The organism is Mesorhizobium sp. WSM4887, from assembly GCF_029625865.1.
Classification (GTDB): Bacteria; Pseudomonadota; Alphaproteobacteria; order Rhizobiales; family Rhizobiaceae; genus Mesorhizobium.
The window spans coordinates 497,838-521,957 of sequence record NZ_JARTVP010000002.1 but is presented as its reverse complement, the minus strand read 5'-3'; the positions used below and the strand labels follow the sequence as shown (position 1 = coordinate 521,957).

Annotated in this window: 27 protein-coding genes; 2 read left to right on the top strand and 25 right to left on the bottom strand. The window is 62.5% G+C overall.

Translation table 11 applies throughout. The features are described from left to right. Positions 1 to 98 precede the first annotated feature (98 nt). Positions 99 to 1,058 (top strand): LysR family transcriptional regulator, encoded by a 960-nt coding sequence (locus P9230_RS10935; protein WP_278118859.1) that lies wholly within the window; start codon positions 99 to 101, stop codon positions 1,056 to 1,058. Here the strand turns inward: P9230_RS10935 and P9230_RS10930 are convergent. The 25 genes from P9230_RS10930 to P9230_RS10810 form a co-directional block, all read right to left on the bottom strand. After that, the gene (locus P9230_RS10930; RefSeq protein WP_278118857.1) at positions 1,055 to 1,279 is read right to left on the bottom strand and encodes a DUF2274 domain-containing protein; all 225 of its coding nucleotides are present in this window, start codon (positions 1,277 to 1,279) and stop codon (positions 1,055 to 1,057) included. The genes P9230_RS10935 and P9230_RS10930 overlap by 4 nt on opposite strands. Position 1,280: 1 nt before the next feature. Next, positions 1,281 to 2,426, bottom strand: a complete 1,146-nt coding sequence (locus P9230_RS10925) for a TrbI/VirB10 family protein (RefSeq protein ID WP_278118855.1) — start codon at positions 2,424 to 2,426, stop codon at positions 1,281 to 1,283. Further along, complete coding sequence (gene trbG / locus P9230_RS10920; RefSeq protein WP_278118853.1) at positions 2,426 to 3,484, bottom strand: P-type conjugative transfer protein TrbG; 1,059 nt, start codon at positions 3,482 to 3,484, stop codon at positions 2,426 to 2,428. Before trbG ends, P9230_RS10925 begins: the two co-directional genes overlap by 1 nt. Beyond that, positions 3,481 to 4,170, bottom strand: a complete 690-nt coding sequence (trbF, locus tag P9230_RS10915) for a conjugal transfer protein TrbF (RefSeq protein WP_278118851.1) — start codon at positions 4,168 to 4,170, stop codon at positions 3,481 to 3,483. The genes trbG and trbF overlap by 4 nt, the downstream gene beginning before the upstream one ends. Before the next feature lie 3 nt (positions 4,171 to 4,173). Continuing rightward, positions 4,174 to 5,547 (bottom strand): P-type conjugative transfer protein TrbL, encoded by a 1,374-nt coding sequence (trbL, locus tag P9230_RS10910; protein WP_278118849.1) that lies wholly within the window; start codon positions 5,545 to 5,547, stop codon positions 4,174 to 4,176. A 2-nt stretch (positions 5,548 to 5,549) separates the two neighbouring features. Further along, positions 5,550 to 5,873 carry a putative entry exclusion protein TrbK-alt gene (trbK-alt, locus tag P9230_RS10905; RefSeq protein ID WP_278118847.1) on the bottom strand — a complete coding sequence of 108 codons (324 nt, stop codon included), beginning with the start codon at positions 5,871 to 5,873 and terminating at the stop codon, positions 5,550 to 5,552. Between the two features lie 11 nt (positions 5,874 to 5,884). Further along, on the bottom strand, positions 5,885 to 6,643 hold the full coding sequence (gene trbJ / locus P9230_RS10900) for a P-type conjugative transfer protein TrbJ (RefSeq protein WP_278118844.1): 759 nt from the start codon (positions 6,641 to 6,643) through the stop codon (positions 5,885 to 5,887). Then, positions 6,640 to 9,096, bottom strand: coding sequence for a conjugal transfer protein TrbE (gene trbE / locus P9230_RS10895; protein WP_278118842.1), 2,457 nt, complete (start codon positions 9,094 to 9,096; stop codon positions 6,640 to 6,642). The genes trbJ and trbE overlap by 4 nt, the downstream gene beginning before the upstream one ends. 10 nt (positions 9,097 to 9,106) lie before the next feature. Further along, positions 9,107 to 9,388, bottom strand: coding sequence for a VirB3 family type IV secretion system protein (locus P9230_RS10890; RefSeq protein WP_278118840.1), 282 nt, complete (start codon positions 9,386 to 9,388; stop codon positions 9,107 to 9,109). Further along, the gene (locus P9230_RS10885) at positions 9,388 to 9,720 is read right to left on the bottom strand and encodes a TrbC/VirB2 family protein (RefSeq protein WP_278118838.1); all 333 of its coding nucleotides are present in this window, start codon (positions 9,718 to 9,720) and stop codon (positions 9,388 to 9,390) included. The genes P9230_RS10890 and P9230_RS10885 overlap by 1 nt, the downstream gene beginning before the upstream one ends. Continuing rightward, positions 9,717 to 10,700 (bottom strand): P-type conjugative transfer ATPase TrbB, encoded by a 984-nt coding sequence (gene trbB, locus P9230_RS10880; protein WP_278118836.1) that lies wholly within the window; start codon positions 10,698 to 10,700, stop codon positions 9,717 to 9,719. Before trbB ends, P9230_RS10885 begins: the two co-directional genes overlap by 4 nt. A 232-nt stretch (positions 10,701 to 10,932) precedes the next feature. Next, a complete protein-coding gene (locus P9230_RS10875) occupies positions 10,933 to 11,865 on the bottom strand; it encodes a nucleotidyl transferase AbiEii/AbiGii toxin family protein (RefSeq protein ID WP_278118834.1) in 933 nt (310 codons plus the stop codon). Further along, positions 11,823 to 12,683 carry a type IV toxin-antitoxin system AbiEi family antitoxin domain-containing protein gene (locus P9230_RS10870; protein ID WP_278118832.1) on the bottom strand — a complete coding sequence of 287 codons (861 nt, stop codon included), beginning with the start codon at positions 12,681 to 12,683 and terminating at the stop codon, positions 11,823 to 11,825. The genes P9230_RS10875 and P9230_RS10870 overlap by 43 nt, the downstream gene beginning before the upstream one ends. Before the next feature lie 181 nt (positions 12,684 to 12,864). Next, complete coding sequence (locus tag P9230_RS10865) at positions 12,865 to 13,302, bottom strand: CopG family transcriptional regulator (RefSeq protein WP_278118830.1); 438 nt, start codon at positions 13,300 to 13,302, stop codon at positions 12,865 to 12,867. Between the two features lie 5 nt (positions 13,303 to 13,307). Further along, a complete protein-coding gene (locus P9230_RS10860) occupies positions 13,308 to 15,296 on the bottom strand; it encodes a conjugal transfer protein TraG (RefSeq protein WP_278118828.1) in 1,989 nt (662 codons plus the stop codon). Between the two features lie 18 nt (positions 15,297 to 15,314). Then, positions 15,315 to 17,054, bottom strand: coding sequence for a VirD2 family relaxase/mobilization nuclease (locus P9230_RS10855; RefSeq protein WP_278119455.1), 1,740 nt, complete (start codon positions 17,052 to 17,054; stop codon positions 15,315 to 15,317). A 243-nt stretch (positions 17,055 to 17,297) separates the two neighbouring features. Beyond that, positions 17,298 to 18,038 (bottom strand): lytic transglycosylase domain-containing protein, encoded by a 741-nt coding sequence (locus P9230_RS10850; protein WP_278118825.1) that lies wholly within the window; start codon positions 18,036 to 18,038, stop codon positions 17,298 to 17,300. 33 nt (positions 18,039 to 18,071) lie between these two features. Next, positions 18,072 to 18,407: a DUF736 domain-containing protein gene (locus P9230_RS10845; RefSeq protein ID WP_127248322.1), complete on the bottom strand. Its 336-nt coding sequence runs from the start codon at positions 18,405 to 18,407 to the stop codon at positions 18,072 to 18,074. Positions 18,408 to 18,477: 70 nt separating this feature from the next. Continuing rightward, positions 18,478 to 19,023: a S26 family signal peptidase gene (locus tag P9230_RS10840; RefSeq protein WP_278118822.1), complete on the bottom strand. Its 546-nt coding sequence runs from the start codon at positions 19,021 to 19,023 to the stop codon at positions 18,478 to 18,480. Continuing rightward, positions 19,020 to 19,538 carry a DUF2840 domain-containing protein gene (locus P9230_RS10835; RefSeq protein WP_278118820.1) on the bottom strand — a complete coding sequence of 173 codons (519 nt, stop codon included), beginning with the start codon at positions 19,536 to 19,538 and terminating at the stop codon, positions 19,020 to 19,022. Before P9230_RS10835 ends, P9230_RS10840 begins: the two co-directional genes overlap by 4 nt. 98 nt (positions 19,539 to 19,636) lie before the next feature. Next, complete coding sequence (locus tag P9230_RS10830; RefSeq protein ID WP_278118817.1) at positions 19,637 to 19,918, bottom strand: helix-turn-helix domain-containing protein; 282 nt, start codon at positions 19,916 to 19,918, stop codon at positions 19,637 to 19,639. Positions 19,919 to 20,046: 128 nt separating this feature from the next. After that, positions 20,047 to 20,550 (bottom strand): DUF2285 domain-containing protein, encoded by a 504-nt coding sequence (locus tag P9230_RS10825; protein ID WP_278118815.1) that lies wholly within the window; start codon positions 20,548 to 20,550, stop codon positions 20,047 to 20,049. Further along, complete coding sequence (locus P9230_RS10820; protein ID WP_278118813.1) at positions 20,489 to 20,812, bottom strand: DUF6499 domain-containing protein; 324 nt, start codon at positions 20,810 to 20,812, stop codon at positions 20,489 to 20,491. Before P9230_RS10820 ends, P9230_RS10825 begins: the two co-directional genes overlap by 62 nt. A gap of 116 nt (positions 20,813 to 20,928) precedes the next feature. Further along, positions 20,929 to 21,192: a DUF2285 domain-containing protein gene (locus tag P9230_RS10815; protein ID WP_278118811.1), complete on the bottom strand. Its 264-nt coding sequence runs from the start codon at positions 21,190 to 21,192 to the stop codon at positions 20,929 to 20,931. Positions 21,193 to 21,379: 187 nt separating this feature from the next. Further along, the gene (locus P9230_RS10810; protein WP_278118809.1) at positions 21,380 to 21,706 is read right to left on the bottom strand and encodes a DUF736 domain-containing protein; all 327 of its coding nucleotides are present in this window, start codon (positions 21,704 to 21,706) and stop codon (positions 21,380 to 21,382) included. Between the two features lie 880 nt (positions 21,707 to 22,586). Between P9230_RS10810 and P9230_RS10805 the strand changes: the two genes are divergently transcribed. Beyond that, positions 22,587 to 24,119: an adenylate/guanylate cyclase domain-containing protein gene (locus P9230_RS10805; protein WP_278118807.1), complete on the top strand. Its 1,533-nt coding sequence runs from the start codon at positions 22,587 to 22,589 to the stop codon at positions 24,117 to 24,119. The last annotated feature ends 1 nt before the right edge of the window (position 24,120 follow it).

Sequence of the window (24,120 nt, the reverse complement as noted above, 5' to 3'; positions counted from 1 at the left end):
CGCAATTTTGGGAGCGTTCGAGGTCCGATCAAATTGTCAACTCGGGTTGCTAGGTCAGTTCACATGTGACCTGGGCGTTCTCGGGAAAAGGGCGCGAAATGGAGTTGCTGCAGAGCGGCCTGAAGCTCCGACAGTTGCAAGTCTTTCGAGCGGTGCTGCGGGCCGGATCGACGAGGCGAGCAGCTATCGCGCTAGGGATAAGCCAGCCAGCGGTAAGCCAGCACATCAAACAGCTTGAGGCGCTCCTCGGCATCGCGCTGTTCGAGAGATCCACCAACCGCATCCATCCTTCACGGGAAGCGTGGGAACTCCTGCGCAATGTCGACCTCGCGCTGACGTCTCTGGATCGCCTGGAAGCGTCGATCTTCGCGATGAAAAACGAAGAGAGGCAACAGATCGCGATTGCCGCACCCGCGGTCTTCGGTTTCGTGACTTTGCCGAAGGTCGTCGCGACAGTCCGCTCGAAGACTGGTTCGAGCGTCCGATCAATTTCGGGAAACTATCACCAGGTGGGCGAGCACATCCTGTCCGGCCGAGCCGACCTTGGCATCTCTCGGCTGCCTTTGGATCCTCGCCTGTTTGAATGGGCGCCGATCGGTTCGGCGCACAACGTATGCATCTTTCATCCAAAGCACCGCTTTTCAAGGCAGGCGTGTGTCGAAGCGAGCGACCTGGCAGGCGAAACGATCGTCGATATCGACCCCGAGTTCGCGTCGCACCAGATGAACTTCAACGCCTTGCGCTTTGCCGGTGTCGAGCCGGACATACTGGTGGAATACGACTCCAATGGTTACGAGGTTGGATTCGTTTCGGCAGGCCTTGGCGTATCCATTACCAACGAGATAATTGCGCGCGAGTATGCAGCGTTCGAATTGGAAGCAAGACCGGTCGACCCGTCCGCGCTCTATCACTACGTGGCGATCTGGCAGAGAGGCAGGATGTTTTCCAGCACTCTTGAGGTGTCGCTCGACGCAATCCGATCGGCTTTCGCAAACTGTCTCCCGGCGAACGATATCGCGCGTGATATGGATCGGCCCGCCTTAGCGGTCCGACGTTAAGCCTTTCGCTCATGCCTCGCTTTTGCAAAGCCGCGATCGGAGGCCATGAAGCGCTCCAGCATAGGCACGATCAGGCGCACGGGATCGGTAGACGGCTGCCCGGCTTCGCGTCCAAGGATCTCGGCATATCTGGTAAGGTCGCGATGCAGCGGTGCCGGTAGTTCCACGGTGACCTTGACAGGTTTGTCGTCGGCGATTGGCCCGAGTTTCAGCTTGCCCATTTCAGCCTCCGTAGGGTTCGAGCACGAGATCGCGGGTGGCGATCACGCGAACGGGAAATCCCGGCCGAATGGTGAGCGCCGGCGCTATCTCGAGCTGGCGCTGGACGATCTGCTGGCCGACCTGGCTGACGCTGTCGGAGGCACCCCTTCGCAGAGCGCGCACGATGTCGCTCTCCTGGCCGGACGAGCCTGCCTCGGCTCCGACGCTAAGTATCGTCGAGAGCGCCGCCGCCTTGAAGAGTTCGCCCCAGTGGTAATTCACACCGTCCTCGAGGCCGGCGTAACCCTTGGCGTCGGCGCCAGGCTGGCGCTCCAGAACAATAGAGCGGCCATTGGGGAAGATCAGCCGGCTCCAGACGAGCAGCACACGACGCTGCCCGAAACCGACGCCGCTGTCGTATTGACCAATGACGCGGGTGCCTTGCGGGATCAAGAGCGCCCTACCGGTTGGACTGTCGTACACATTCTCCGTCACCTGCGCGCTGATCTGGCCTGGCAGGTCGGAGCGGATGCCGGTTATGAGCGCAGCGGGGATGACGGCACCGGCCTGAAGTACATACGGAGATGCCGGGGGCATGACGCGATCGGGCGCCACCGTCTGTCGGTCGGCCGCCGCGTTCAGGAACGCCAGTTGGCGATCCTGAGCCGTTTGGCCCCCTGCGATGCCGGAGCCGGCGAGGTCCGGCGCGGCGCTATTGCCAGGTCCCTCGTTCGCGGCCGCGGTCACCACTCCCGTCTGGAAAAAGACGCGCGACGTTCGGGCCGCTTCTTCTTCAGCCAGCCGGCGTTGTTCCGCCTCGTCGACCGTGGGTGTAGCAATGGTCGGCGGCACGACGGGCTGGCCCTTGTTCTGGGCGTCGAGCATCGGCCGGCCAAGGTCGCCGGGCAGCGGCGGCCCAAGGATGGGGCCGGTATAGTCGCGCGGCAGGCTCGCGAGGCCATCGGCGGGCTGCCGGTTGGACGTCGAATAGAGCTCTTCGCCGCGCCTGCCTGAATCGCGCGTCTGAAGCGCGTATATCAGAGCCCCACCGATGCTGAGCGACGCCAGAAAGCCGATCCCGGCGAGCACCTTGCGAGACAGGCGGGTGACGCGCGGCGGATCCGCGCGAAGCCTCATCGGTTGAGCCGCGGTTTCGTTCTCGCTCATCACTCCTGCCCTCCCCTCTGCCTTGGTGTATTCTTGATTTTCGGGGCCGTGGTGAAAACCGCCATCCACGACAGGCCACCCGTCCTCGCCCCATCGACGCGGACGATCCGCACGATCTGTTGCCGTTTGCCGCTGCCAAGACGCAGCTCGGCGGCGCCAAAGAGGCGGTCAACGATCAGCATGTTCTGGTAGACCCGGCCGTTGGCGATCTCAGCCTCGCCGTCCGGACCGATGATGAAGATCGGCGGCATCTCGCCCTGCACGATGCCTTGCGGAAACTCGACATAGACGCGCCTGCCGTCGTCGTAGACAGCGACGGGCTTCCATGGCGGCGTGCCCCCTTTGAGGCCATAGCGGTAGTTGCGCGCCGCGAGGCCCGGGATCATCGGCGTTGCGGGAACGGTCTGTCGCTCGCCGGCTGGCTTGGCCGGATACGCCCACGCCACGGCCGGCATATAAGGCTTCCCGTCCGCCCGCAGTTCGATCATGTAACTGCGCCGGTCGGTGGTGATGACGAGATTGGTGGTGATGTCCGCGCGCGAGGGCTTCACCAGCACGTGGACGCGGCGGCTGGCACCAGATCCGCTCTCGGTGTCGCCGATAATCCAGCGAGCGGTGTCGCCGGCAGCGATGGGGCCTGTGCCGGTCAGGCTTTCGCCCGGCTCGAGCGCAATGTCCGTTATCTGGCCGGGCGCGGCATAGACCTGGTAGAGCGCTCCTTCGCTCCAGGGATATATCTGGATGGCGTTGTAATAGCCCTCGCGCCGCGGCTGAACACGCGCGGCCGCGTTGGCGTTTTCGACCTGGGCCGTCGGGGTATTGGCTTCGACACCGCCGCGGGTCGGGCTCCAACCCGGGGGAACGTGCAGCGGTTTCGGCTTCTCATCTGGCCTGGCAACCGGAACCGCCGGCAGCGGCGGAACGTAGGCGTCGTATGCAATCCGCGGCGGCTTCTCAGGCGTGGCGCAGCCGGAGACGACGGTCCCTGAAAGCAAGACCGCCGCGATTGCATATCCATGGAAAGCGGGTGGGATCAAACCACGCAGTGCCAGGCTCATTGGCTCATCTCCCGTGACCAGTTGATGGCGTTGACGTAGATGCCAAGCGGATTGGTTTTTAGCTGTTCGGCGTCGTTCGGCGGCTGGATGACGATCGTCAGTATTGCGGTCCAGTGCTCGGTGACGGAGAGCTGGCCATTTTCGTAGCGACGCTCGGTCCATGCGACGCGGAAGGAGTCCGGCGAGGCGCGGATGACCGAGGAGACCTCGACGGCAACCTGCTGCTTGCCGACCTTGGCGAAAGGTTCGTTGGCGCGGGCATAGTCATTGAGCGCCGCCGCGCCCTGGTCGGTGGTCCATTCATAGGCGCGCAGCCAGTCCTGGCGCACGATGATCGGATCGGCCGGGATCGACCGGACCTGCTCGATGAAGCGGGCAAGATGCCAGGCGATTTGAGGATCCGTCGGCTTGTAGTCGGCGATCGCGGGCGCGACCGTCTGCGCCTGCCCGAGGCTATCGACCTGGACGACCCAGGGCACAACCGTACCTCGGGCCGACTGCCAGACAAGCGAGGCGGCAAGGCCAGCCGACAGGATAAGCGATCCGAAGGCCATGGCGCGCCAGTTCCGTGCCTGGACGCGAGCCGAACCGATGCGCTCGTCCCAGACCTGCCCTGCCTTCTGGTAGGGCGTCTCAGGTTGAGGTGTCTTGCCGTAGTGAACGGCGGGCCGTCGAAAGATATTCATGGGTCACTTGCCTTCGGAGAGAGAAATGGAGGTTCCGCCGCCATGGGCCTCGCCGGCGCGCACGGCGTGAGCGGTAGTCTGGACGCCGTGAGATAGGCGCTGGGATCGCTGCATGCGTTTGGCCCAGTCGGGTGGGCTTTGCGACGCGCCACCGGCCTGCATGGCCCCAAACGAAGGATCGTTGGCCGATACTGCGGCCCCGCCAACAGTTCCCAGCGTTGACCATCCGCCGGTGGACTCGACTGCGGAACTCACGCCGGACCTGAAGCTCGACTTCGCCGATTGACCGGCCTGAGCGGTGGCGCGCCTCAGCGGCGAGGTAGCGGCGGACATGCCGGCGCTTGCAATCCCACCCAGTCCAGAAGCGACGCCGGCGGCGCCAGCCTGGCCGGCTGAGCCAAGGGTATAGGCAGCCGATGCCGCACCAGCCAAGTACGAACCGCCTCGGGCCGCGGATGTCGCTCCAGACAGGGCCGCCGCACCGCCCCTCGCCGCGAGGCCGGCGGCCCCGCCGGCGACGAGTGTCACGCCGCCGGCGGCAAGACCGGCGCCGACGGCGGCGCCAGCGCCAAGCTGCGGCCCACCGGAAACGAGACCATTTGCAATGCCGGGGCCGAATATGCCGAGACCAAGCAGGGACAGCGCCGCCAGCACGATCGCCATGGCTTGATCGATGGTGGGGCTTTGGCCACCGAAGCCTTGCGTGAACTCACCGAACAGCGTCGAGCCGATGCCGATGACCACGGCCAACACTAGGACTTTAATACCAGAGGAGATGACGTTGCCGAGAACACGTTCGGCCATGAAGGCTGTCTTTCCGAAGAGACCGAAAGGAATGAGGACGAAGCCGGCAAGCGTCGACAGCTTGAACTCGATCAGCGTGACGAAGAGTTGCACGGCCAGGATGAAGAAGGCGAGCAGAACGAGCGCCCAGGCGAAGAGCAGGCAGGCGATCTGGATGAAGTTTTCGAAGAAGGAGACATAGCCCATCAACCCGGAGATGGCTTCAAGCAAAGGCCTTCCCGCATCGAGGCCGGTTTCAGCGACCTTGCCGGGGCGTAAGAGATCCTGGACCGAGAAACCGGTGCCACTCGCCTTCAAGCCGAGGCCGGAAAAGCTTTCGAAGACGATCCGGGCAAGACTGTTCCAGTTGGAAATCAGGTAGGCGAAGACGCCGACGAACAGCGTCTTCTTGACGAGCCGGGCGAGGATATCGTCATCGGCGCCCCGACTCCAGAAAAGGGCCGCGAGCGTCACGTCGATGACGATCAAAGTGGTGGCGACGAAGGCGACTTCGCCGCCAAGCAAGCCAAAGCCGCTGTCGATGTATCGGGTGAAAGTGCCGAGGAACTGGTCGATGATGCCTGTACTGCCCATGCCTATTGCGCCCCCTGCGTGGTCGCATCCGGCGACGGCGCGGTGACCGGCTCTGAAGCCGGGCTTGCGAAAGGCGCCTTGGAGCCGAGGAAACGATCACGCTGCTCGGCCCACAGGCGCAAACAACCACTGTCGCGCAAAGCAGCCTCACCGAGCACCTGGCAGTGGCGAAAGCCCTCTCGGAGCGGGCTCCGCGACGTCCCCGGCGCCTCTAGCACTGCTGAGCCCGACTTGTCCTCCTTGCGGGTCATCTCGACCGCTGTCGCGGTGACTGCGATGGCGACGAAAATCGGGGCGGTGATGCGAACGAGCGTCTTGCCATCCACTGTCGTGATCCTCAGCGATTGAACATTGAGGCGTTGCCGGCCTGGTAGCCGGAGCCCGCCGCGAGGAAGCGGCGACGTTGCTCGCGGCCCTGTTCGGCAGCGGCCGCGCGCTCGGCGTCGGTCAGCGCCTGGGCGCGACCGTTGGCAGCGACTACCGCCGTGAGATCTGCGAGTTGCTGGGCTTGAAGTGCCAAGAGTTGGTTGCCGGCTTGCGTCGCCTGGAGCGCGCCGGTCGCCGACTGGCTGGCGCCGACCAATGCCGACATCTGGGTCCGATTGGTGTCGATGTTTCCAACGACGCCGGCCTGGACACGCATGGCATCCTCAAGACCCCCGACCGTGTTCTGCCAGCGCGAGCGTGCGTCAGCGACAAGCTGTTGATCGGACGCAGACAGGGACACGCTGCCATATTGCTGCTTGAAGACCTTGTCGATCTGCTGGACGTCGAAGGCGATGTTCTGCGCCTGGTTCAGCAGTTGCTGGGTGCGCTGCACCGATTGCTGCAATTGTTGCAGCGAGGAGAAAGGCAGGCTCGCAAGGTTGCGGGCCTGGTTGATCAGCATCTGGGCTTCGTTCTGCAGCGACGTGATCTGGTTGGTGACCTGCTGGAGCGATCTGGCAGCCGTCAGCACATTCTGGGCATAGTTCGACGGATCAAACACGATGAAAGCGTGCGCCGACCGGACAAGGATGGGCGATACCGACAGGGGCAAAACGAGCATGGCCGCGGCCAACGTAAGGGCGTGTGCGCGGGTGTGAGGGGTAGTCATGATTGGGACTCCTTTTCAGCTTGCGGGGCAGAGATTGGCGGGGCGAAGATGAGGTCGGCGGCCCAGGCAACGTTTCGGGCGCGCAGCCAGGCCGCGAGGAAACCGTCGCGGCCGTTCTCGGCGGCAACGCTGGCGATGAGAGCTTGATCAGTCTTGGACGAAGCGGCGCAGAGCGCGAGACCGACCTCGGAAAGGCCGAGCTCGAACAGGCGGTTGCCGCGCCGCGACTGGCAATAGTAGTCGCGCTTGGGCATCGCGCGCGCCAGAATCTCGATCTGGCGATCGTTGAGGCCGAAGCGCCGGTAGATCGCCGTGATCTGCGGTTCGACCGCGCGTTCGTTGGGCAGCAGCAGCCTTGTCGGGCAGCTTTCGATAATCGCCGGCGCGATGCCGGAACTATCGATGTCCGATAATGACTGAGTGGCAAAGACGACGCTGGCGTTCTTTTTGCGCAAGGTCTTCAGCCACTCGCGCAACTGGCCGGCAAAACCTTCGTCGTCAAGAGCGAGCCAGCCCTCGTCGATGATCAGAAGAGTCGGCCGCCCATCGAGCCGGTCGCCAATGCGGTGGAACAGGTAGGACAGAACAGCAGGTGCTGCTCCGGTGCCTACGAGCCCCTCGATTTCGAAGACTTGCGCGGATGCCGCGCCGAGATGCTCGGCTTCGGAATCGAGCAACCGGCCATATGGACCTCCGACGCAATATGGCCGCAGGGCCTGCTTCAGGTCGTTCGCCTGCAACAGCACGCTGAGACCAGTGATGGTGCGCTCCTCGACCGGCGCGGAGGCTAGCGACGTCAGAGCCGTCCAGATATGCTCCCTGGCCTCCGGGTTGATCGGGATCCCTTCACGCGCAAGGATCGCAACGATCCAGTCGGCCGCCCACGCGCGCTCATAAGTGTCGTGTATGCGGGCAAGAGGCTGGAGCGAGACGGAGGCATCGCTGCCCTCGGTCAACCCACCCCCGAGATCGTGCCAGTCTCCACCCATGGCGAGTGCCGCGGCGCGGATCGAGCCGCCGAAGTCGAAGGCGAAGACTTGGGCCTGCGCATAGCGTCGGAACTGCAGCGCCATCAGCGCGAGCAGCACGGACTTGCCAGCGCCCGTGGGTCCGACCACCAGGGTGTGGCCGACGTCGCCGACATGCAAGGATAACCGGAACGGGGTCGAGCCTTCGGTCTTGCCAAATAGCAAGGGAGGACTACCGAGGTGCTCGTCCCGTTCCGGCCCCGCCCACACGGCAGAGAGGGGGATCATGTGGGCGAGATTGAGTGTCGAGATCGGCGGCTGGCGGACGTTGGCGTAGGCATGCCCGGGCAGCGAGCCAAGCCAGGCATCGACGGCATTGACCGTTTCCAGCATGGCGGTGAAGTCGCGACCCTGAATGACTTTCTCGACAAGGCGCAATTTCTCCTGCGCCAAATGCGGATCGGCGTCCCAGACGGTAATGGTCGCGGTGACGTAGGCCATGCCAGAAACGTCAGCGCCGAGTTCCTGCAAGGCCATGTCGGCGTCCGCGGCCTTGTTGGCGGCGTCCGTGTCGACGAGCACGGACGCCTCGTTCGTCATGACTTCCTTCAGGATCGCGGCGATGCTTTTCCTCTTGGCAAACCATTGCCGGCGGATCTTCGTCAGCAGCCTGGTGGCGTCGAACTTGTCGAGCAGGATCGCGCGCGTCGTCCAGCGATAGGGAAAGGCGAGCCGGTTAAGGTCGTCGAGCAGTCCTGGTGTCGTTGCGGTCGGAAAGCCGACGATGGTGAGAACGCGCAGATGCTGGTCGCCAAGGCGTGGCTCGAGCCCGGCAGTCAACGGCTGTTCCGCAAGAAGCGCGTCGAGATAGATCGGCGTCTCCGGTACACGCACACGATGGCGTTTCGTCGAGACAGTCGAATGCAGATAGGTCAGCGTCTCGCTGTCATCGAGCCACTGGCACTCAGGCATGAAGCCGTCGAGAAGGGAAAGTACGCGATCCGTGCGGTCGACAAACGCGCGCAGGATCTCATGAGGATCCACGCCGGACTGTTCGCGCCCCTCGTAGAGCCAGGTCTCTGCCCGCGCCGCATCCTCCGCCGGCGGCAAGTAAAGGAAGGTGAGGAAGTAGCTCGATATGAAGTGAATGCCCTCTTCCTCGAAATCGGCTTTGCGCTCGGCGTCAACGAGGCCAGAGGCGGGATCGGGAAACTGGCTGTCGGGATAGGTCGCGGCCTCATGCCGCTGCGCCTCGACGAAGAGGCTCCATCCCGAACCGAGGCGACGGAAGGCATTGTTGAGGCGCGATGCCACTGCCACTAGCTCTGCCGCTACGGCCGAATCCAGATCCGGCCCACGAAACTTCGCGGTGCGCTGAAAGCTCCCATCCTTGTTCAACACGACGCCAGGCGCTGCGAGCGCGGCCCAAGGCAGGTAGTCGGCAAGGCGGTAGGCGGCGCGGCGAAACTCAGCGAGGTTCATCATGGCCGCGCCCTCAAACCGCCAGGTGGCCGGGAAGGCGCAAATGCCTCCGGACGACTTCAACGAAGAGCGGATCGCGCCTGGCGGCCCACACCGCCGCGAAATGCCCGAGCGCCCAAAGGAAGAGGCCGACCAGCCATAGCCGCAGGCCGAGGCCGACCGCGCCGGCGAGCGTGCCGTTCATGATCGCTATTGAACGCGGAGCGCCGGCGAGCAGGATATGCTCGGTCAGCGCCCTGTGAACGGGAACAGCAAATCCCGGCACCACGTCTATCTGTTCGAATGCGGTCGCCATCAAATCAGTGCTCCGCCGCCAAACGAGAAGAACGACAGAAAGAAGCTGGACGCCGCGAAGGCGATCGACAGGCCAAAGACGATCTGGATCAGTCGCCGGAAACCTCCGGAAGTATCGCCAAAGGCAAGCGTCAGCCCGGTGACGATGATGATGATCACGGCAATGATCTTGGAGACCGGACCTTCGATCGATTGAAGGATCTTCTCCAGCGGCTGCTCCCACGGCATCGACGATCCGGCGGCGTTGGCGGCCGATGCCGCCACAAGACTGATGAAAAGCGTCGTACCTGCGGCTGCGATATGCCGGTGGCCTCGCGAGAGAGCGCGGATCATGAATGGTCTCCTTCATTGTTCTGGGTGGCTTGGGAGGTGCGATAATCGCCGTCGGGACCTAGGCCTTCGACCCGCGTGAGTTCGGTGAGCCGGCGCGCGGAACCGCGTCCGGATAAAACGGCGACGAGGTCTATGGTTTCGGCGATCAGCGCACGCGGGACGGTGACGACGGCTTCCTGGATGAGTTGCTCGAGACGCCGCAGGGCTCCGATGCCGGAGCCAGCGTGGATCGTGCCGATGCCGCCGGGATGGCCGGTGCCCCAAGCCTTCAGAAGGTCAAGCGCCTCCGAGCCACGCACCTCGCCGATGGGGATGCGATCGGGACGAAGGCGAAGCGAGGAGCGGACCAGATCGGCGAGCGATGCCACGCCATCCTTGGTGCGCATGGCAACCATGTTAGGTGCGGCGCATTGCAGTTCGCGTGTGTCTTCGATGATGACGACGCGATCCGATCCCTTCGCCACTTCGGCGAGCAGGGCATTGGTCAGCGTTGTCTTGCCGGTGGAGGTGCCGCCCGCCACAAGGATGTTCGCGCGACCCACCACCGCAGCACGCAGCGTGGCCTTCTGGCCGGCGGTCATTATGCCTGCCGCGACATAGTCCTCGAGCGTGAACACGGCGACTGCCGGCTTGCGGATCGCGAAGGCAGGTGCAGCAACGACGGGCGGAAGCAGCCCCTCGAAGCGTTCGCCGGTTTCCGGCAGCTCGGCCGAGACGCGCGGGGAACGGGTATGTACCTCGGCGCCGACATGGTGAGCGACCAGACGTACAATGCGCTCTCCGTCGGCCGCCGACAGCATGTGGCCCGTGTCGGCCAAACCTGCGGACAGCTGATCGACCCAGATCCGGCCGTCCGGGTTCAACATCACTTCGACGATTGCCGGATCGTCGAGGAACCGGCTGATGGCTTGACCGAGCGCGGTGCGCAGCATGCGCGAACTGCGCGCACGTCCTTCGGTGTTGTTGTGCAAAGCTGCCATTTTGTCCCCGTTTCGGTCGGGAACAGCTCAGGCGGTCCCCGGTCGGGGATGATTAAGAGAACGGTATTTTGGGTCGCTGCAACAGGTTTATCGAGGCGTAGTAGCGTAGCGTGTAAAGACAGGCGGACGGCGGCGGCGCCAATAACGGCGAGCGTCGGGTTGCCACCTCCGACAGGTCCACGGGCCTGGGCGCATTCGTTAACTGCTTGGGATTCATCGACAGGCGGCAGACCTATTTGGCCTGCCCGGAACCGAGGCCGAGTACACGCTCCAAGTTCTTATATGCCTCGCGATGCCTCGCTGGCGGCATGCGTTCCAGGTTGTGCATTTTCCAGCGAACCGCAGGAAGCTTATCGACCCCTTCGATACCCAGCAGATTCCAATCCGGGCGCCTTGCCTTGAAAGACAGGAGGAATTTGCGCTGATCCTCGGTTAGTGCCCTATTGAGATCTGCGATCAGACGCTCACGGACGGCCAGCAGTTCGCCGAGGCTGACCTCGATCTGGGACATACGAACGAATTCGCCCTCGTAAATGCCGGTGATATCCTTGCGCGTCGGATGCAGAAGTTCGGCCATAGTCCGGTTATGGCTGATGAGGTAGACTATGAATGTCCTTACCAGGTCCTCGCTGAGGCCCTCGTTTTCGAATAGCAGTTTCACATCGAAAAGGTCCCGCGGATGCTGCCTGTCGAGCGCAGCGCAGATTTTTCCGGCATAGAGGTCCGGGACGGAGAGAAGCTGCATTTCGACGTAGCCAAACTGCTCTTCGACTGTGGGCGCCACTTCCCGCAGTTCCTGCGGAAACACGGATCCGCGCAGGACCGGCGAGAGCTCGATCTTAATGCGATCGCGGCCCTGCGCGACAAAGAGGCGAAGTGCATCTTGCTGATGCTCGAAAGAGCGAACGATCTCGGCGTCAGGCATCGCGGTGATGACGGCGTCCGCGATGCGGCCAAGCGCTTCCTTAACGTTCCTCAATGCCGCGTCACGATCGTCCATCGGCAGGTAAACAAGATCGATGTCGACGGAGAGGCGCGGCAGGTCTCGGAGAAAAAGATTGATCGCTGTGCCGCCCTTTAGGGCAAACAACGTCTCGACCGCGACCAGCGGCAGGATGCGGGTCAGGAGGCGGACTTGTCCATAGTAGGGGCTGGCGGTGTCCACATCTCCTCCGGAACGGTTATGCGATATTTTGGATCGAGTCTGCCGCCCTTGGCCACAACTCTGTTGCCGCTCCCAAGGCCGAGTTCATCGAGCTCTTCGGGAGGGGGCAGTTTTTTAAGCCATGCGTAAGCGTTGCGTTCTGCCATCCAATAAAACAGCCGGCGCACCTTGACGTTGGTGCATTTGCGTAGCAGCTGCTCCATGCGCCGCGGTGAAATCGTCGTCATACCCTGAATCAGCTGATTGGCATGCTCGAAGGAGATCGTCTGTGGAACATCCATCAGCACCTCCAAGTAGGCCCGTTCCGGTGACGACAGGGTGACGGACCAGCAATCCCGCCGCCTTCCCGGAGCCTCCACATCTATGAGCGTGCGCTCGACCGGATCATACTCCCGGAAAACGAGCCCGAATCCCAATAGCGAGGAAAGGCGGCTGTGGCGGACGAACTCTACAGCCGGTATCGCGTGGTTCAGCCAAGCCGGCAAAACGTCCTTGGTGTAAAGATGCACTGATCGTTTTCGCGACAGCGGCAGGTAGTGCGCAAATCCTTGCAATTCTAATGCGGTAAGCCCTCCGACATTTAGATCCTTACTGAATATGGTCTCCAAGGCGGCCACCACGCCTTGCCAGGTCAAATGCGTGCCTGAGCGCACATATACGCCCGGCGCCAATGCTTTGATCTGCTTGCTTTTGAGCAGGTTATCAACGGCGTGACGATCAAACTGCGGGCTTTGCTTCGTCAGCCAATGCTTCGTTACCGGGAGCCCCTCGGGCACCAGGGTCTGGAGCAGTTCTCGGCGATCAGCATTCGTTGGCATTGGTTTATAGATTTGGCTTCGTACGGCGATGATCGCCGCATTGTCCTTTTTTGATAAACTACTACAATCAATGCCGGTTTAACAACGGGGCATTTTGCGGCGATCATCGCCGCAAATCCAAAAATGGATAAACAAATAGCGAGGTTGAGGCCTCGCTCCTGTCCGTGAGAGACGATGAAGCCTAAGTTCCACCGGCTTCCACCGGATTGACATCCTCCGAAATCTCCTGCCGCAGTTTCGGCCCTTTCGCCAGGCGCCGCCCCAGCGCCGTGACGAAAGCATCGTAGCGTTCGGCGGCCTTGGCGCGCGCGGCGTGCGCGGCGGGTTCCGGCAATGCGGGCGTCGTCGCGAGCCAGAAGCGGACAAACACGGCCAAGGTCTCGACGGCGATCCCGATATCGCGCTCCTGCCGGGCCAGGCGACGATCGACTTGGTCGAGGCGCTTAGCGATAGCCGCCTCGCGCCGCTCATCCGCATCTGGCGACAGGAACGAAGCGATCGCGGCCTCCGCGATCATCGATCGTGGCTGATCGCGCCGCGCCGCGTAGTCGGCGAGCATCGTCATGATGGCCTGATCGAGATAGACCGAGATCTGCGCTTTCTTCTTGTGGCCGTTCATGGCGCCTACAACTCCATGCCATCATCGGGATCGAGGGAGACCTGCCGCGCCATACCCTGCATGAGCCGGGCCAGGCGCCGATTGCGGACCGCATCGTCATCGTCGGAATCGTCGACCGGATTGATCTCGAACTCATTGTCGATCGGAGCCGTCTTCTCCACTTGCCGCGCGCGATTGAGTTCGGGTTGCAGGCGTCGCTCCGACCCGGTTGGATCGCCATCGTCCTGCCCGGATGTGCCGGGAGTTTCGGAGACCCCAGGGCGAACCAGGACCGGCAGCTGAGACCAGTCATCAGCATAAGCGTTCTCGGATCGGGTCCGTTCGGGGGCCGGCAAGACGCGATCGCGCAAGCGATCGTCCTCGTAGTACCGCGCCTTCTTCGCCCGGATCGGTGGCGCCCCCGATACCATCACGATCTCGTCGGTCGGGGGAAGCTGCATGATCTCGCCGGGGGTCAGCAACTGGCGGGCAGTCTCTTGCCGCGACACCATCAGATGACCGAGCCACGGCGAGAGGCGGTGGCCGGCATAGTTTTTCATCGCCCGCATCTCGGTCGCGGTGCCGAGCGCGTCGGAAACGCGTTTGGCGGTCCTTTCGTCATTTGTGGCGAAGCTCACCCGGACGTGACAATTGTCGAGGATCGAGTTGTTCGGCCCATAAGCCTTTTCGATCTGGTTCAGAGACTGGGCGATGAGGAAGCTTTTCAGCCCGTAGCCCGCCATGAAGGCGAGCGCGCTCTCGAAGAAGTCGAGGCGGCCAAGTGCCGGAAATTCGTCGAGCATGAGCAGCAGCCGGTGGCGGCTCATCTTTGTGCGCAGATCCTCGGTCAGCCGGCGTCCGATCTGGTTGAGAATAAGGCGAATGAGCGGCTTCGTCCGATTGATGTCGGATGGGGGCACGACCAGGTAGAGCGTCGTTGGGTTCTTGTTATCAACAAGGTCCGCGATCCGCCAATCGCATCGCCGGGTCACCTCGGCGACGACGGGATCGCGATAAAGGCCGAGGAAGGACATCGCCGTGGAGAGCACGCCCGATCGTTCGTTGTCGGATTTGTTGAGCAGTTCTCGGGCAGCACTGGCAATGACCGGATGCGGACCGGCGGAGCCGAGATGGTCGGTCTTCATCATTGCCGAGAGCGTGGATTCGATCGGTCTCTTCGGATCGGAAAGGAAGGCGGCGACGCCGGCCAACGTCTTGTTCTTCTCGGCATAGAGGACATGAAGGATTGCACCGACCAGAAGCGCGTGGCTTGTCTTTTCCCAGTGGTTGCGCTTTTCGAGACTGCCTTCCGGGTCGACCAGAATGTCGGCGATGTTCTGGACGTCGCGGACCTCCCATTCGCCGCGGCGGACCTCCAGCAAGGGATTGTAGGCCGACGATTTCGAGTTGGTCGGGTCGAAAAGCAGGACCCGACCATGGAGAGCACGGAAGCCGGCGGTGAGCTGCCAGTTCTCGCCCTTGATGTCGTGGACGATCGCCGAGCCCGGCCAGGTCAGTAAAGAAGGCACCACCAGGCCGACGCCCTTGCCGGATCGGGTCGGGGCGAAGCACAGCACATGCTCCGGACCATCATGGCGCAGATAATGGCGATCATAGCGCCCGACCACCACGCCATCGGCACCGAGCAGGCCGGCAGCTTCGACCTCCCTCCTGTCGGCCCAGCGCGCCGAACCATAGGTATAGACGTTCTTGAGCTCGCGCGCCCGCCAAACCGACATGCCGATTGCAACGACGATCGAGAGGAAGCCGCCGGACACGGCAATCAACCCGCCTTCCACAAAGACGGCCGGGGCGTAGGCGTCGTAGAAATACCACCACCAGAACAGCGCTGGCGGGTAGTAGATGGGCAAGCCGACGAGCTCGAACCAGGGAGCCCCGAGCTGTGGCTGGAAGCCAAGTCTCCACGCGGTCCATTGTGTCGCGGCCCAGGTCGTCAACACAACGATCAGGAAGACAGTAAGGATCTGACCCCAGAGGATTTTAGTGGCGGACATTGTGGCGGTCCTTTCCTGTCAGAGGCCGAGCCCACGCTTGCGGCCAAAACTCCAATCGACACCGCCATCACCGCGGGAGACGCCGGAGACATGCCGCCCGAGATGTTTTTCGAGCGAGGGCGACCATGGTACGAGCTGGAAGCCAAGGCCGTCGTCGATCATGGCAAAACGGCCGGAGCTCAGGGCCAGGCGCTGGCGATAGATACCGGCGACATAGTCTCCGCCGGCGGGACGCATGCACGGCTGGCCGGTCTCGGCTGCGAGCCTCGCGGCCGCAAGATCGAGTTCCCTGCGACGCAGCGTCTCGATCAGGTTGCGGTCGAAAACGACGCGCCCGCCGAGACGCTTTGCCAGGCCTTCGCCGACCAAATGGTTGGCCCTCTCCTCCATCGCCTCGTGAACCTCGGCGCCGAAGCCACCTGCGCTCAATGCGGCAGGCTCGCGCGCGATGGCCTGCCGATCGAGCCAGGTCGCTCCCTGTGCCGTGACCTGTTCATGCACACCAAGATCGGAGCGCACGGCGAGCGCAACACGACGTTGGCCTCTCGCGTCATCGAACTTGCGCAGCTCGACGATAGAGCCCGGCGGACTGTCGCCTGCTGCCTCCAGGTCGCCAAGTCTAAGGTGGTGGGTGCGCCCGTCGATGCCGTCGACCACCGCATAGGCAGTGCCTCTCAGTTCGTCGTCGAGACCTCGATCGAGCAGCCGACCGATAATGGGTGTGTCGAGGCCTTCGGCGGCCAGAACGTAGCCGCCTACGCCACGCTCGATCCCCCGCTCGGTCAACGCGCGATGCATTCGCTTTATGATGTCGCCACGCTCACCTAGCTCGCGCAGGGTCGTTTCAGCCCTGTCGGCAATCATCCACTGGCCTGGCGCAACCTGATCAGCAAGGCCAAGGGCTTCGAGTTTGCGCAAGCGGCCGATCTTCTGCACCCGATACTCGTCAGGCTGCCTATGAGCACTTGGGGCAAGATCGATGATACCGGCAGAGGCGACATCGCGGAGCAGTTGCCGGTCGAGCTGGGTCCATCGTTCGGCATCGATCTGCTTCTCCAAATTTCGGCGGATGTCGAGATCGGAGCGAAAGCCGAGTTCCTGCGTGACGAGATCGGCGGCGCGTGCGCGCATCCCTTCCTTGATGTAGTCGCGGGAGATGACGAGGTCCTCCCCGTCTTCCGTGCGGCCGCGCAGGATAATGTGAATATGGGGATTGTCGGTGTTCCAGTGGTCCGCCGCGATCCAATCGAGCTTCGTGCCCAGGTCTTTCTCCATCTGGCCCATCAAATCGCGGGTAAAGGCCTTCAGATCAGCCATATCCCTGGCGTCCTCCGGCGAGACGATGAAGCGGAAATGGTGACGGTCGCCATCACAACGCGCGGCGAAATCCCTGACGTCCGCATCGTCGGTTCCGGGACCGAACATGCGACCCTTTTCCTCTTCACGGGTCACGCCCTCGCGCCGCAAGTATGTGAGGTGTGCGGCCAGAGGTACGGCACGCGCGGAGTGCCGTACGACTCGGGTCTTGATGACCGTGATGCGCGAGCGCCCCGATAGCAGACGGTTCGCTTGGATGTTCGCAACCCGGCCCCGGCCAAAACTCGATCGGTTGCCTGGGCTGATTTGACCGGAGCGCGAGATGCTTCCACCCGCCTTCCTCGCTGCAGCCAAGGCCTGTGCGATAAACGGTCGCGCAGCTTGACCGCGGCTGGAACGAATCCGGCCAGGGCGAATGCGGAACTCGCGCTCACTGGCCATGGCGTTGCCCTGCAATGTGGAAAAGCGAATGCGGATTCAAAGCCTGGGATGTTCGGCGCACATTGCGCCGAACCGCGGCAATGTGCGCCTGGCACCCAAAAACCCGACGAAAGCAACCAACCGCCCGGCGCACAATGTGCCCGTTTTTATCTAGCCATCGCTCGGCTGTGTCGGCCGCGCCTGCCCTACCCGCTCGCCAATGCACGATGGAGCACGAATTGACACGAAGGGCGCCGAGGCAGCTCATGGCGCGGACCTCTCGCCCGCTTTGGGCACGAATAGTCCGGTCGATCGCGATGCGGCGCCGGTCAATCCCTGCAGGGGCAGAGCTCGTGAAGCGTTATCGCGGGAACGCTCCATTTGCAGCGAGCAATCGCCAAGGCTGCCGCCCAGCTGCGTGGCGAAGAGCGGAGCGTACCTCCAGCCATACCTTGCGGAGGCTGCGAAACAGGTCGCTTTCGCGACACCGTCCTTGGAGATGGCGGATGAAACGACGGAGACATAGGCGCGCGTCTCCGCAGGCAGCCGTCTGCCTTCCAGCGACGCCTCGTAGCGCCCGGGACCAGCATTATAGGCGGCAATCCAGCCGGGCGACCCATAGCGATCAACCAGCTCGCGAATATAGGCCGAGCCGGCGATGATATTGTCGTGCGGGTCGTAGGGATCACTGCCGAGCTGGTATCGGACGCGCAGGTCGGACCAGGTTTCGGGCACAATCTGCATCAGGCCCATCGCTCCCTTGCGCGAAGTGGCGCGTTGATCGCCTGCGCTCTCGGCGCCAAGAACGGCGCGGATCCAGGTTGGCGGAAGGCGGAAGCGCTTCGCCGCTTCCGCGATGTGGGTATCGTAGCGACCGCGCGCCGTCAGTGTGGCGACCGGCGAGCTCTGCGCCGGCGCATTGGCGGGAAGGATGCAATTGACGTGTAGCCCGCCAAGCAGAATGAGCGCCGGACGCCAGATCGCGCGAGACGCGTGCGTTCTCATTTTGCCCGTCGGCTGACGGCGCGCCGACATCGCTTAGTCCTTCTCGGCGCGATCGCGCTGGCGCGACCATTGCAAAGACCAGGACGTCTTGTCGTCGCCGTTTTGGAACAGATACGCCCGAACCGGCTGCGCAAAAGTCGGGTCGTCGATCTGCAACGATATGAACTCGCCGGCCTTCTCGCTCGAGTGTTTCCAGCCGGCCCCGATCGTGCTGCCGTCTTCGCCGCCGGCGTGCACACGATAGTCGGGCGCATTGTCCGCATCGCTCGATTCAGCCGCGACGATCGCGACCTCAAGGTCAAGACTAAGCGTGCGAATTCGCCCCGAATACCCGGTCTGATGGCGAATAAATTCTCCGATCTGTGGCATCGTGCTTTCTCCTGTCTTTGATGTGTGCGGTGACGATTGACGGCTCCAAAGAGTGCCGCCGATGGCGCACTCACCGCGCTGCCGCTCGCCATTGGAAGCGGCCGTCGCCCTGCTCGTCGGTCCATAGCGGGACCGCGTGGCCAATAACGTGATCGGTGGAAACGAGGCCGAAGTAGCGGCCATCGAGGCTGTCGCGAACCCAGCGGTTCATCAGGAAAACGGCGCCGACCGGGATGCGCAGGCAGCCCTGCCAGATCGGCAGGCCACGGCCGACGTGATCGCGCTCGAGCGCAACGCCCACGTCAGAGCCATCGACCGCAATCGTGAACCCGTTGCGGCACACGGTCTGACCGGAGACTGCAAGAATATGCTTCAGCAGCAGCACGCCTTTCGGCAGATAGCCGCGCCCGGCAAGGAATGTTGCAAGCGGTTCGGGCTGTTTCACAGCGACGAGATCGCCCACTGAAAACGCCCCTGCGCCGTCGATGCGGTAGAAGCCGATCGGTGCGCTGGCCGACGCGTTCCAGACAAACTTCGGCGGGACTGGCTTGAGAACAGGGTAAAGCGCACCAACCGTCGCAAGTGCCGTCACGAGGGCAAACGGTAGCCGCATCATGGCTGGACGCCCCGACGCAGCAGGTAGGCTCGGTGGAGATCCAGCGTATAGGCCCGAGGCTCCTGCCCGACCGTCATTCGGTTGTGGACGTGCCGCCAATGATCGGGCGAGACCGCTCCCGGCGCGATGCCGAGTTGCTCCACGCCATCGATTGTCTGCAGCACGCGCTCGACCTTGGGCCAGCCTTGAGCTGTGAGCAGAATGTCACCGCCGGCCCGCACGAATGGCAGCGTCTGATGGGCTTCGCCCGAGGCAACTGCGCGCACGATGTCGAGGCGCGAGATGATCGTGCCATAGTCGTTCGCCGCCCATCGGACGAAGGCGAAGATGTCGCCGGGACGAAAAGAGACGATGCGCCGACGTCGATCGAGAACCTTCTCCCGAACGACCGAACCGAAGCGGATCCAGTACTCGATCTTCTTCTGGACCCAGGTCAGCTCGACATGAGTCAAGCATTCGCTGGCGATAGCGCCTGGCGCCGATCGGCCCGAACGGAAGTCAACGACGGTGCCCATTGGCCTGTCTCCTGATCTTGTGGGACGCAGCCCCGATGCGTGATTGGAGGTGCGCCTGCGCAAGCATCAGCGGCGCGTTTGCATGACTCGAGTGCAGCTCAGCGCCCATAGCGTCCGTCCGGCGCGAAAGCCGCCGGCGGATGGCGCTTGGCAGGCAGCACGGAACCGCGAGGGTCGGAAGTCGAAGTCACCGCGCCGCGCTGAGCCCAGGCTTGGAGGTCGTCGACGGCATAGACGACGCGGCCGCCAAGTTTGCGATAGGCGGGACCTGTGCCGTAGGTGCGGTGCTTTTCGAGCGTGCGGGAAGACAGGCTGAGGAACTCGGCGGCTTCCTTGGTACGCAGAAAGCGCGGTGGCAAAACGGCTAGATCTGGTCGCATTTATCGGGCCTCCGTGGGGCTTCGGTGAGCCGCCGGTGTTCAGCGGCGGACGGCGATCACGGTGGCGTAAGGGTGGCTTCGTGAGGGATGGGGAAGATTGGGAGGCCTGAAATCGCCACCCCGAGGCGCTAGGTGCGCAGACGGTGGCGCAGCAGTTGCAGATAGCCGCCGGCAATCAAGGTTCCGCCGCCCTTGACCAACCCGATCACGGTGTCGCGAAGCGACGACGTTTTCCAGGGATTGGAGGCAACACGTACTGTCCCATAAAAGGCAGTTGCGATTTCGCGGTAGCTGGCGCCGTTCTTGCGACCGTCGGTCGCCTGCATCATCAGGCGCAGGCGGTGCCTCTGCTGAATCGTCATCCGTGTATCAGGCGGCACCGGCCGCCCATGACAGGAGCGCCAGAAACGAACCAGAGCCTCGACCCGGCCGAGCGTTTGGGAATCGAGCGGGATCAGCGCCGTGAGCGAACGGTTCGTCGAGCTGCCGGGAAGGAGGAGAAGCTGTGTCGCGGCCCCACTACTCCCGATGGCATGAAGTCCCTGCTGACTCTCGCGCGGTGCGTCGAACTCAACGGGCGCCGTGGGGGATTCGGATGTCAGGAAACCCGGCGATGGCGTCAGCGTCACCACCGCGGGATCGGCAAGCGGTGACCATAGAACGTCTTGCGTCAATGCGGACAGGTCGGGTCGGGCCGCGAAATCGCAACCCCCAGCGTTCCTGTGCATCGGTTGAGAAAGGTTCCCTTTCGGTTCCCTCCCGCACAAGTGCCAGATAGTGTCGCTGATAAGCGTCTGAGCGCCGCAGACATTCCCAAGCCAGACCTTCGATCGGCAGGCCGTCGAAGAACTCGTAGCTGGAATTATTTCGCCAATGTGACGTGTCGGGCTTCATCGGGCACTCCTCGCTAAAACTGCAAGTTGTGCCCGAATCGATTCCCGGCTCAGGCGAGTGACGGAAGGCCCTGAAGACGCATCGGGTGATGCTCGTTCAGCATCACCCTGCAATCTTCACCAGGTGTCAGTTTGGTGGAGAAGGTGACGGTAGCCAGTACGCGTCATCCACCGCGCTCGCGCCAGGTGGCTGTCGTAGACATGTCGAGCGCGCTGCGGCTCCTTTGCCGGGTCGATGCCAAAAAGAACTTTTACCACCTCGCGCCAATCGGCGCCGTCGGCGTCGGCGTCGAACAGGCGCATGTAGAGCTTAACGTGGCCGCGATCATAGTCTGTGAGTTCGTCTCCCGTGGGAGCGGTGTCGTCGAACGGCTCGATCATGATTTGCACTTCCCCAACATGCGAGACTTAAAACACAAACCTTACAGGTGTCACGTCGGCGGTGGAGGAGGCTCAAAGAGCATCACGCGATGCTGGACCCGCATCGCTCCCGCTTGCGCCGTTACCGCTCCAGTTGGAGCTTGAGGGTTCCGCCCGGTTGGCCCGGACGGAACCTGTTGTTTGCCTCCTATTCCGCGTGGCGGCGGCTCGGGCGTGACCAGATCAGGCTGTAGCCCTCACCGTCCTCGTCATCGAAGAGGTTTGCGAAGATCGGGGCGGTGAAGCTCGGATCGTCGAGCTTGAGGCCCAGATAGTTGCGGCCCTCGTTGGACTGCTTGGCCCAGGCGGCGCCGATCTCTGCTCGGCCGACGAAGACGCGGTGGCTGGGGGCGTTCTCGCCGTTGGCGCGGGTTTCGGGGACGATGCGGACGTTGCGGGCCTGGACGCTGAGTGTGACGATTTCGCCAGTGAACTCGTTGTTGCCGGACTTCTTGAAGGTGCCGATGGTAGCCATGGTAGTTCTCCTTGATCCTGTCTGTTTTCGAGCCGCACCATTGCGGTCTCGATGGTGGTCGGCAGGTCGAAGGCGATCGTCAGCGCACCCGAGGCCGAAGCGAAGCGGAGGATGGCGTGGGAATGACTTTGTTGTTTCGCGAGGAATGACGGCGCAGCCGTCAGGGGAAGAAAGTCGTGAGCTGCCATTGCGACACCGACGATCGAGGCGAACGCCGTCCTTCAGACCAGAAACACCAATCGATGAGACCGCTTTGGTGTGCTCACTGCGCGGGATGCAGGAGGACCTTGGCAACACAGGCCTGCCGTCCGTCCAGCAACGAGTGTACAAACGAGAGACGACTCTCCTGCCGAGGAGAGCGCCATCCAGATATCAAACTCCCAGCTGTGTAACGTCAATGCTTGTGCCGCTTGGCCGCTTTCGCAGACGTGGTACGGTCATGTTCAACAGAGATAGGTGTCCTTCGAATGTTGGCTCGAGCCAATAAGGCTGCGCCAGTCCGTTACCTATTCTCTGGGAACTGAACCGCAAGGGCGAACATGTCGATTGGCTTGTTCAGATGGCCAAGATTTTGGATGCTTGCTGATGGCGGTGGCGTGCGAGGGCCAATTTCAGTGTGGATAGGGTAAACGCCAAATTGCGACTCAGCGCGAGCCCTCCTATACTAGGAACTGATTGATTCAATTTATCTTGGGCGCCTTTCGCGCCCGGAAATGCCAAAGGGAACAAATCAGGAATTGAACGCATTCCGTGCGAACTAAAGGCCGCACAATCAAAGTGATCGATGTCGTCGCAGCGCGGGATCCGCAGTGTGAACGCACTGAGTCTCATTGCCAATTTTGCTGGGCGATCCCAAGCGCCCTTGTCGATAGGAGTAGGTATGTCGAACAACTGGAAACACGATCGCGCCAAGGACGCGATCGACGCCCGCATCAAGGAGGTCGAGTCCGTCACGGTGGTGGACTACAAGCGAGACACCTCGCTGACATCGATACCGACAAACAAGGCCTACCGCATGGATGCGGTTCACCTCTACGTCGACATCCTAAACCTGCGGGACATGCTGGAAAGCACGCAATCCGAAGGCGAAACGTGCCACAAGCGAACGCTGCGCTTCCTCAATCTGCACTATAGGGCAGTCCATCGCATCCTGGCCGCATCCGACGCAATTCGCGTTGACTTCCATAACCAGCGGCTCCACGCCGTCGTCGCCAAGCCTTATGGCAACGACGCGGAAGGAGATCGCGTCAACCGTGCCGTCGCCATCGCGCAGTTGATCAGCGACGTCCTGCTCGAGACAGGCGATAACGACGAGAATATCCCGGCAGCCGAGGTTCGGATTGGCATCGATACTGGCCGTGCGCTAGCCGTAAACAACGGTCGGAGCGGCAACCGCGAACCGTTGTTTCTGGGGCGTCCCGCCAACATAGCAGCGAAGATCTCATCGAACGGCAGTGACATAGGCATATATCTGAGCAACGAGGCGAGGAAGGCAATCGGGCTCGAGGAGCTTGACTACGAAGACGTCCCGCTCACACCGCTCACGGAGGCCGAGATCGAGGACTGCCAGAACGCCGCCAACCTTGGAGTGAGTAAGGATTCCGTGGTGTCTGGCTGGCGTGCTGACAACAAAAACAACCCGATCGGCGCCTTCACGTTCACTCGGGCGTCTCCGCCTTTGCGCGACCTTAATATCTCGGCTCTTACGCCTGGAAACTCGAAGCGGATGGACACGGTTTCGGTGTACGCCGACATCGACAACTTCACGGCATATGTCGACGCACATATCGATGACGATCCGGAAGACGTCGTCCGCTGTCTTCACGTCATTCGTTCGGAACTCGACCGGGTTCTTTCCTCCGATTTCTCGGGGCGGCGTATTCGCTTCGTCGGCGATTGCATTCACGGCCACGTGATGGAGGGAACAGCCTACCAAACATACAACGAGGATACGGTGTCTACCTCGGCCCTGTGTGCCGGAGGGTTGCGCAGCAGCTTCGATCTTGCGCTCGAAAGGCTTGGGGCGAATGACGTGGACACCGACGATCTCGGGCTAGCCATAGGCTTTGAATTCGGCCCAACGGCGATTACCAGGCTTGGCATGCAGGGTGACCGCGTTCGGTGCTCCACAGGTCGCGCCGTCCTCGGTTCGGAAGCCGATCAGAAGCGCTGCAATGGCGAGCAAACCGCGATCGGAAAAGCGGCGTATGATGCTGGCCCCGATTCTGTACGGACGCTCTTTGGGACATCGCGCCGGCAATCCGGGCTGACCTACGATGTGGTGCTTGAAGCGCTCACGGCCGAAGGCGACAAGGTGGCCAAAGCTGCGCATGCCGCGGCTTACTCCGCGACGAGCCCGGCCATCGCCAGGGCAGCCGAGGAACCGTTCCGCCCACACTCGGAGGGGCGCTGAC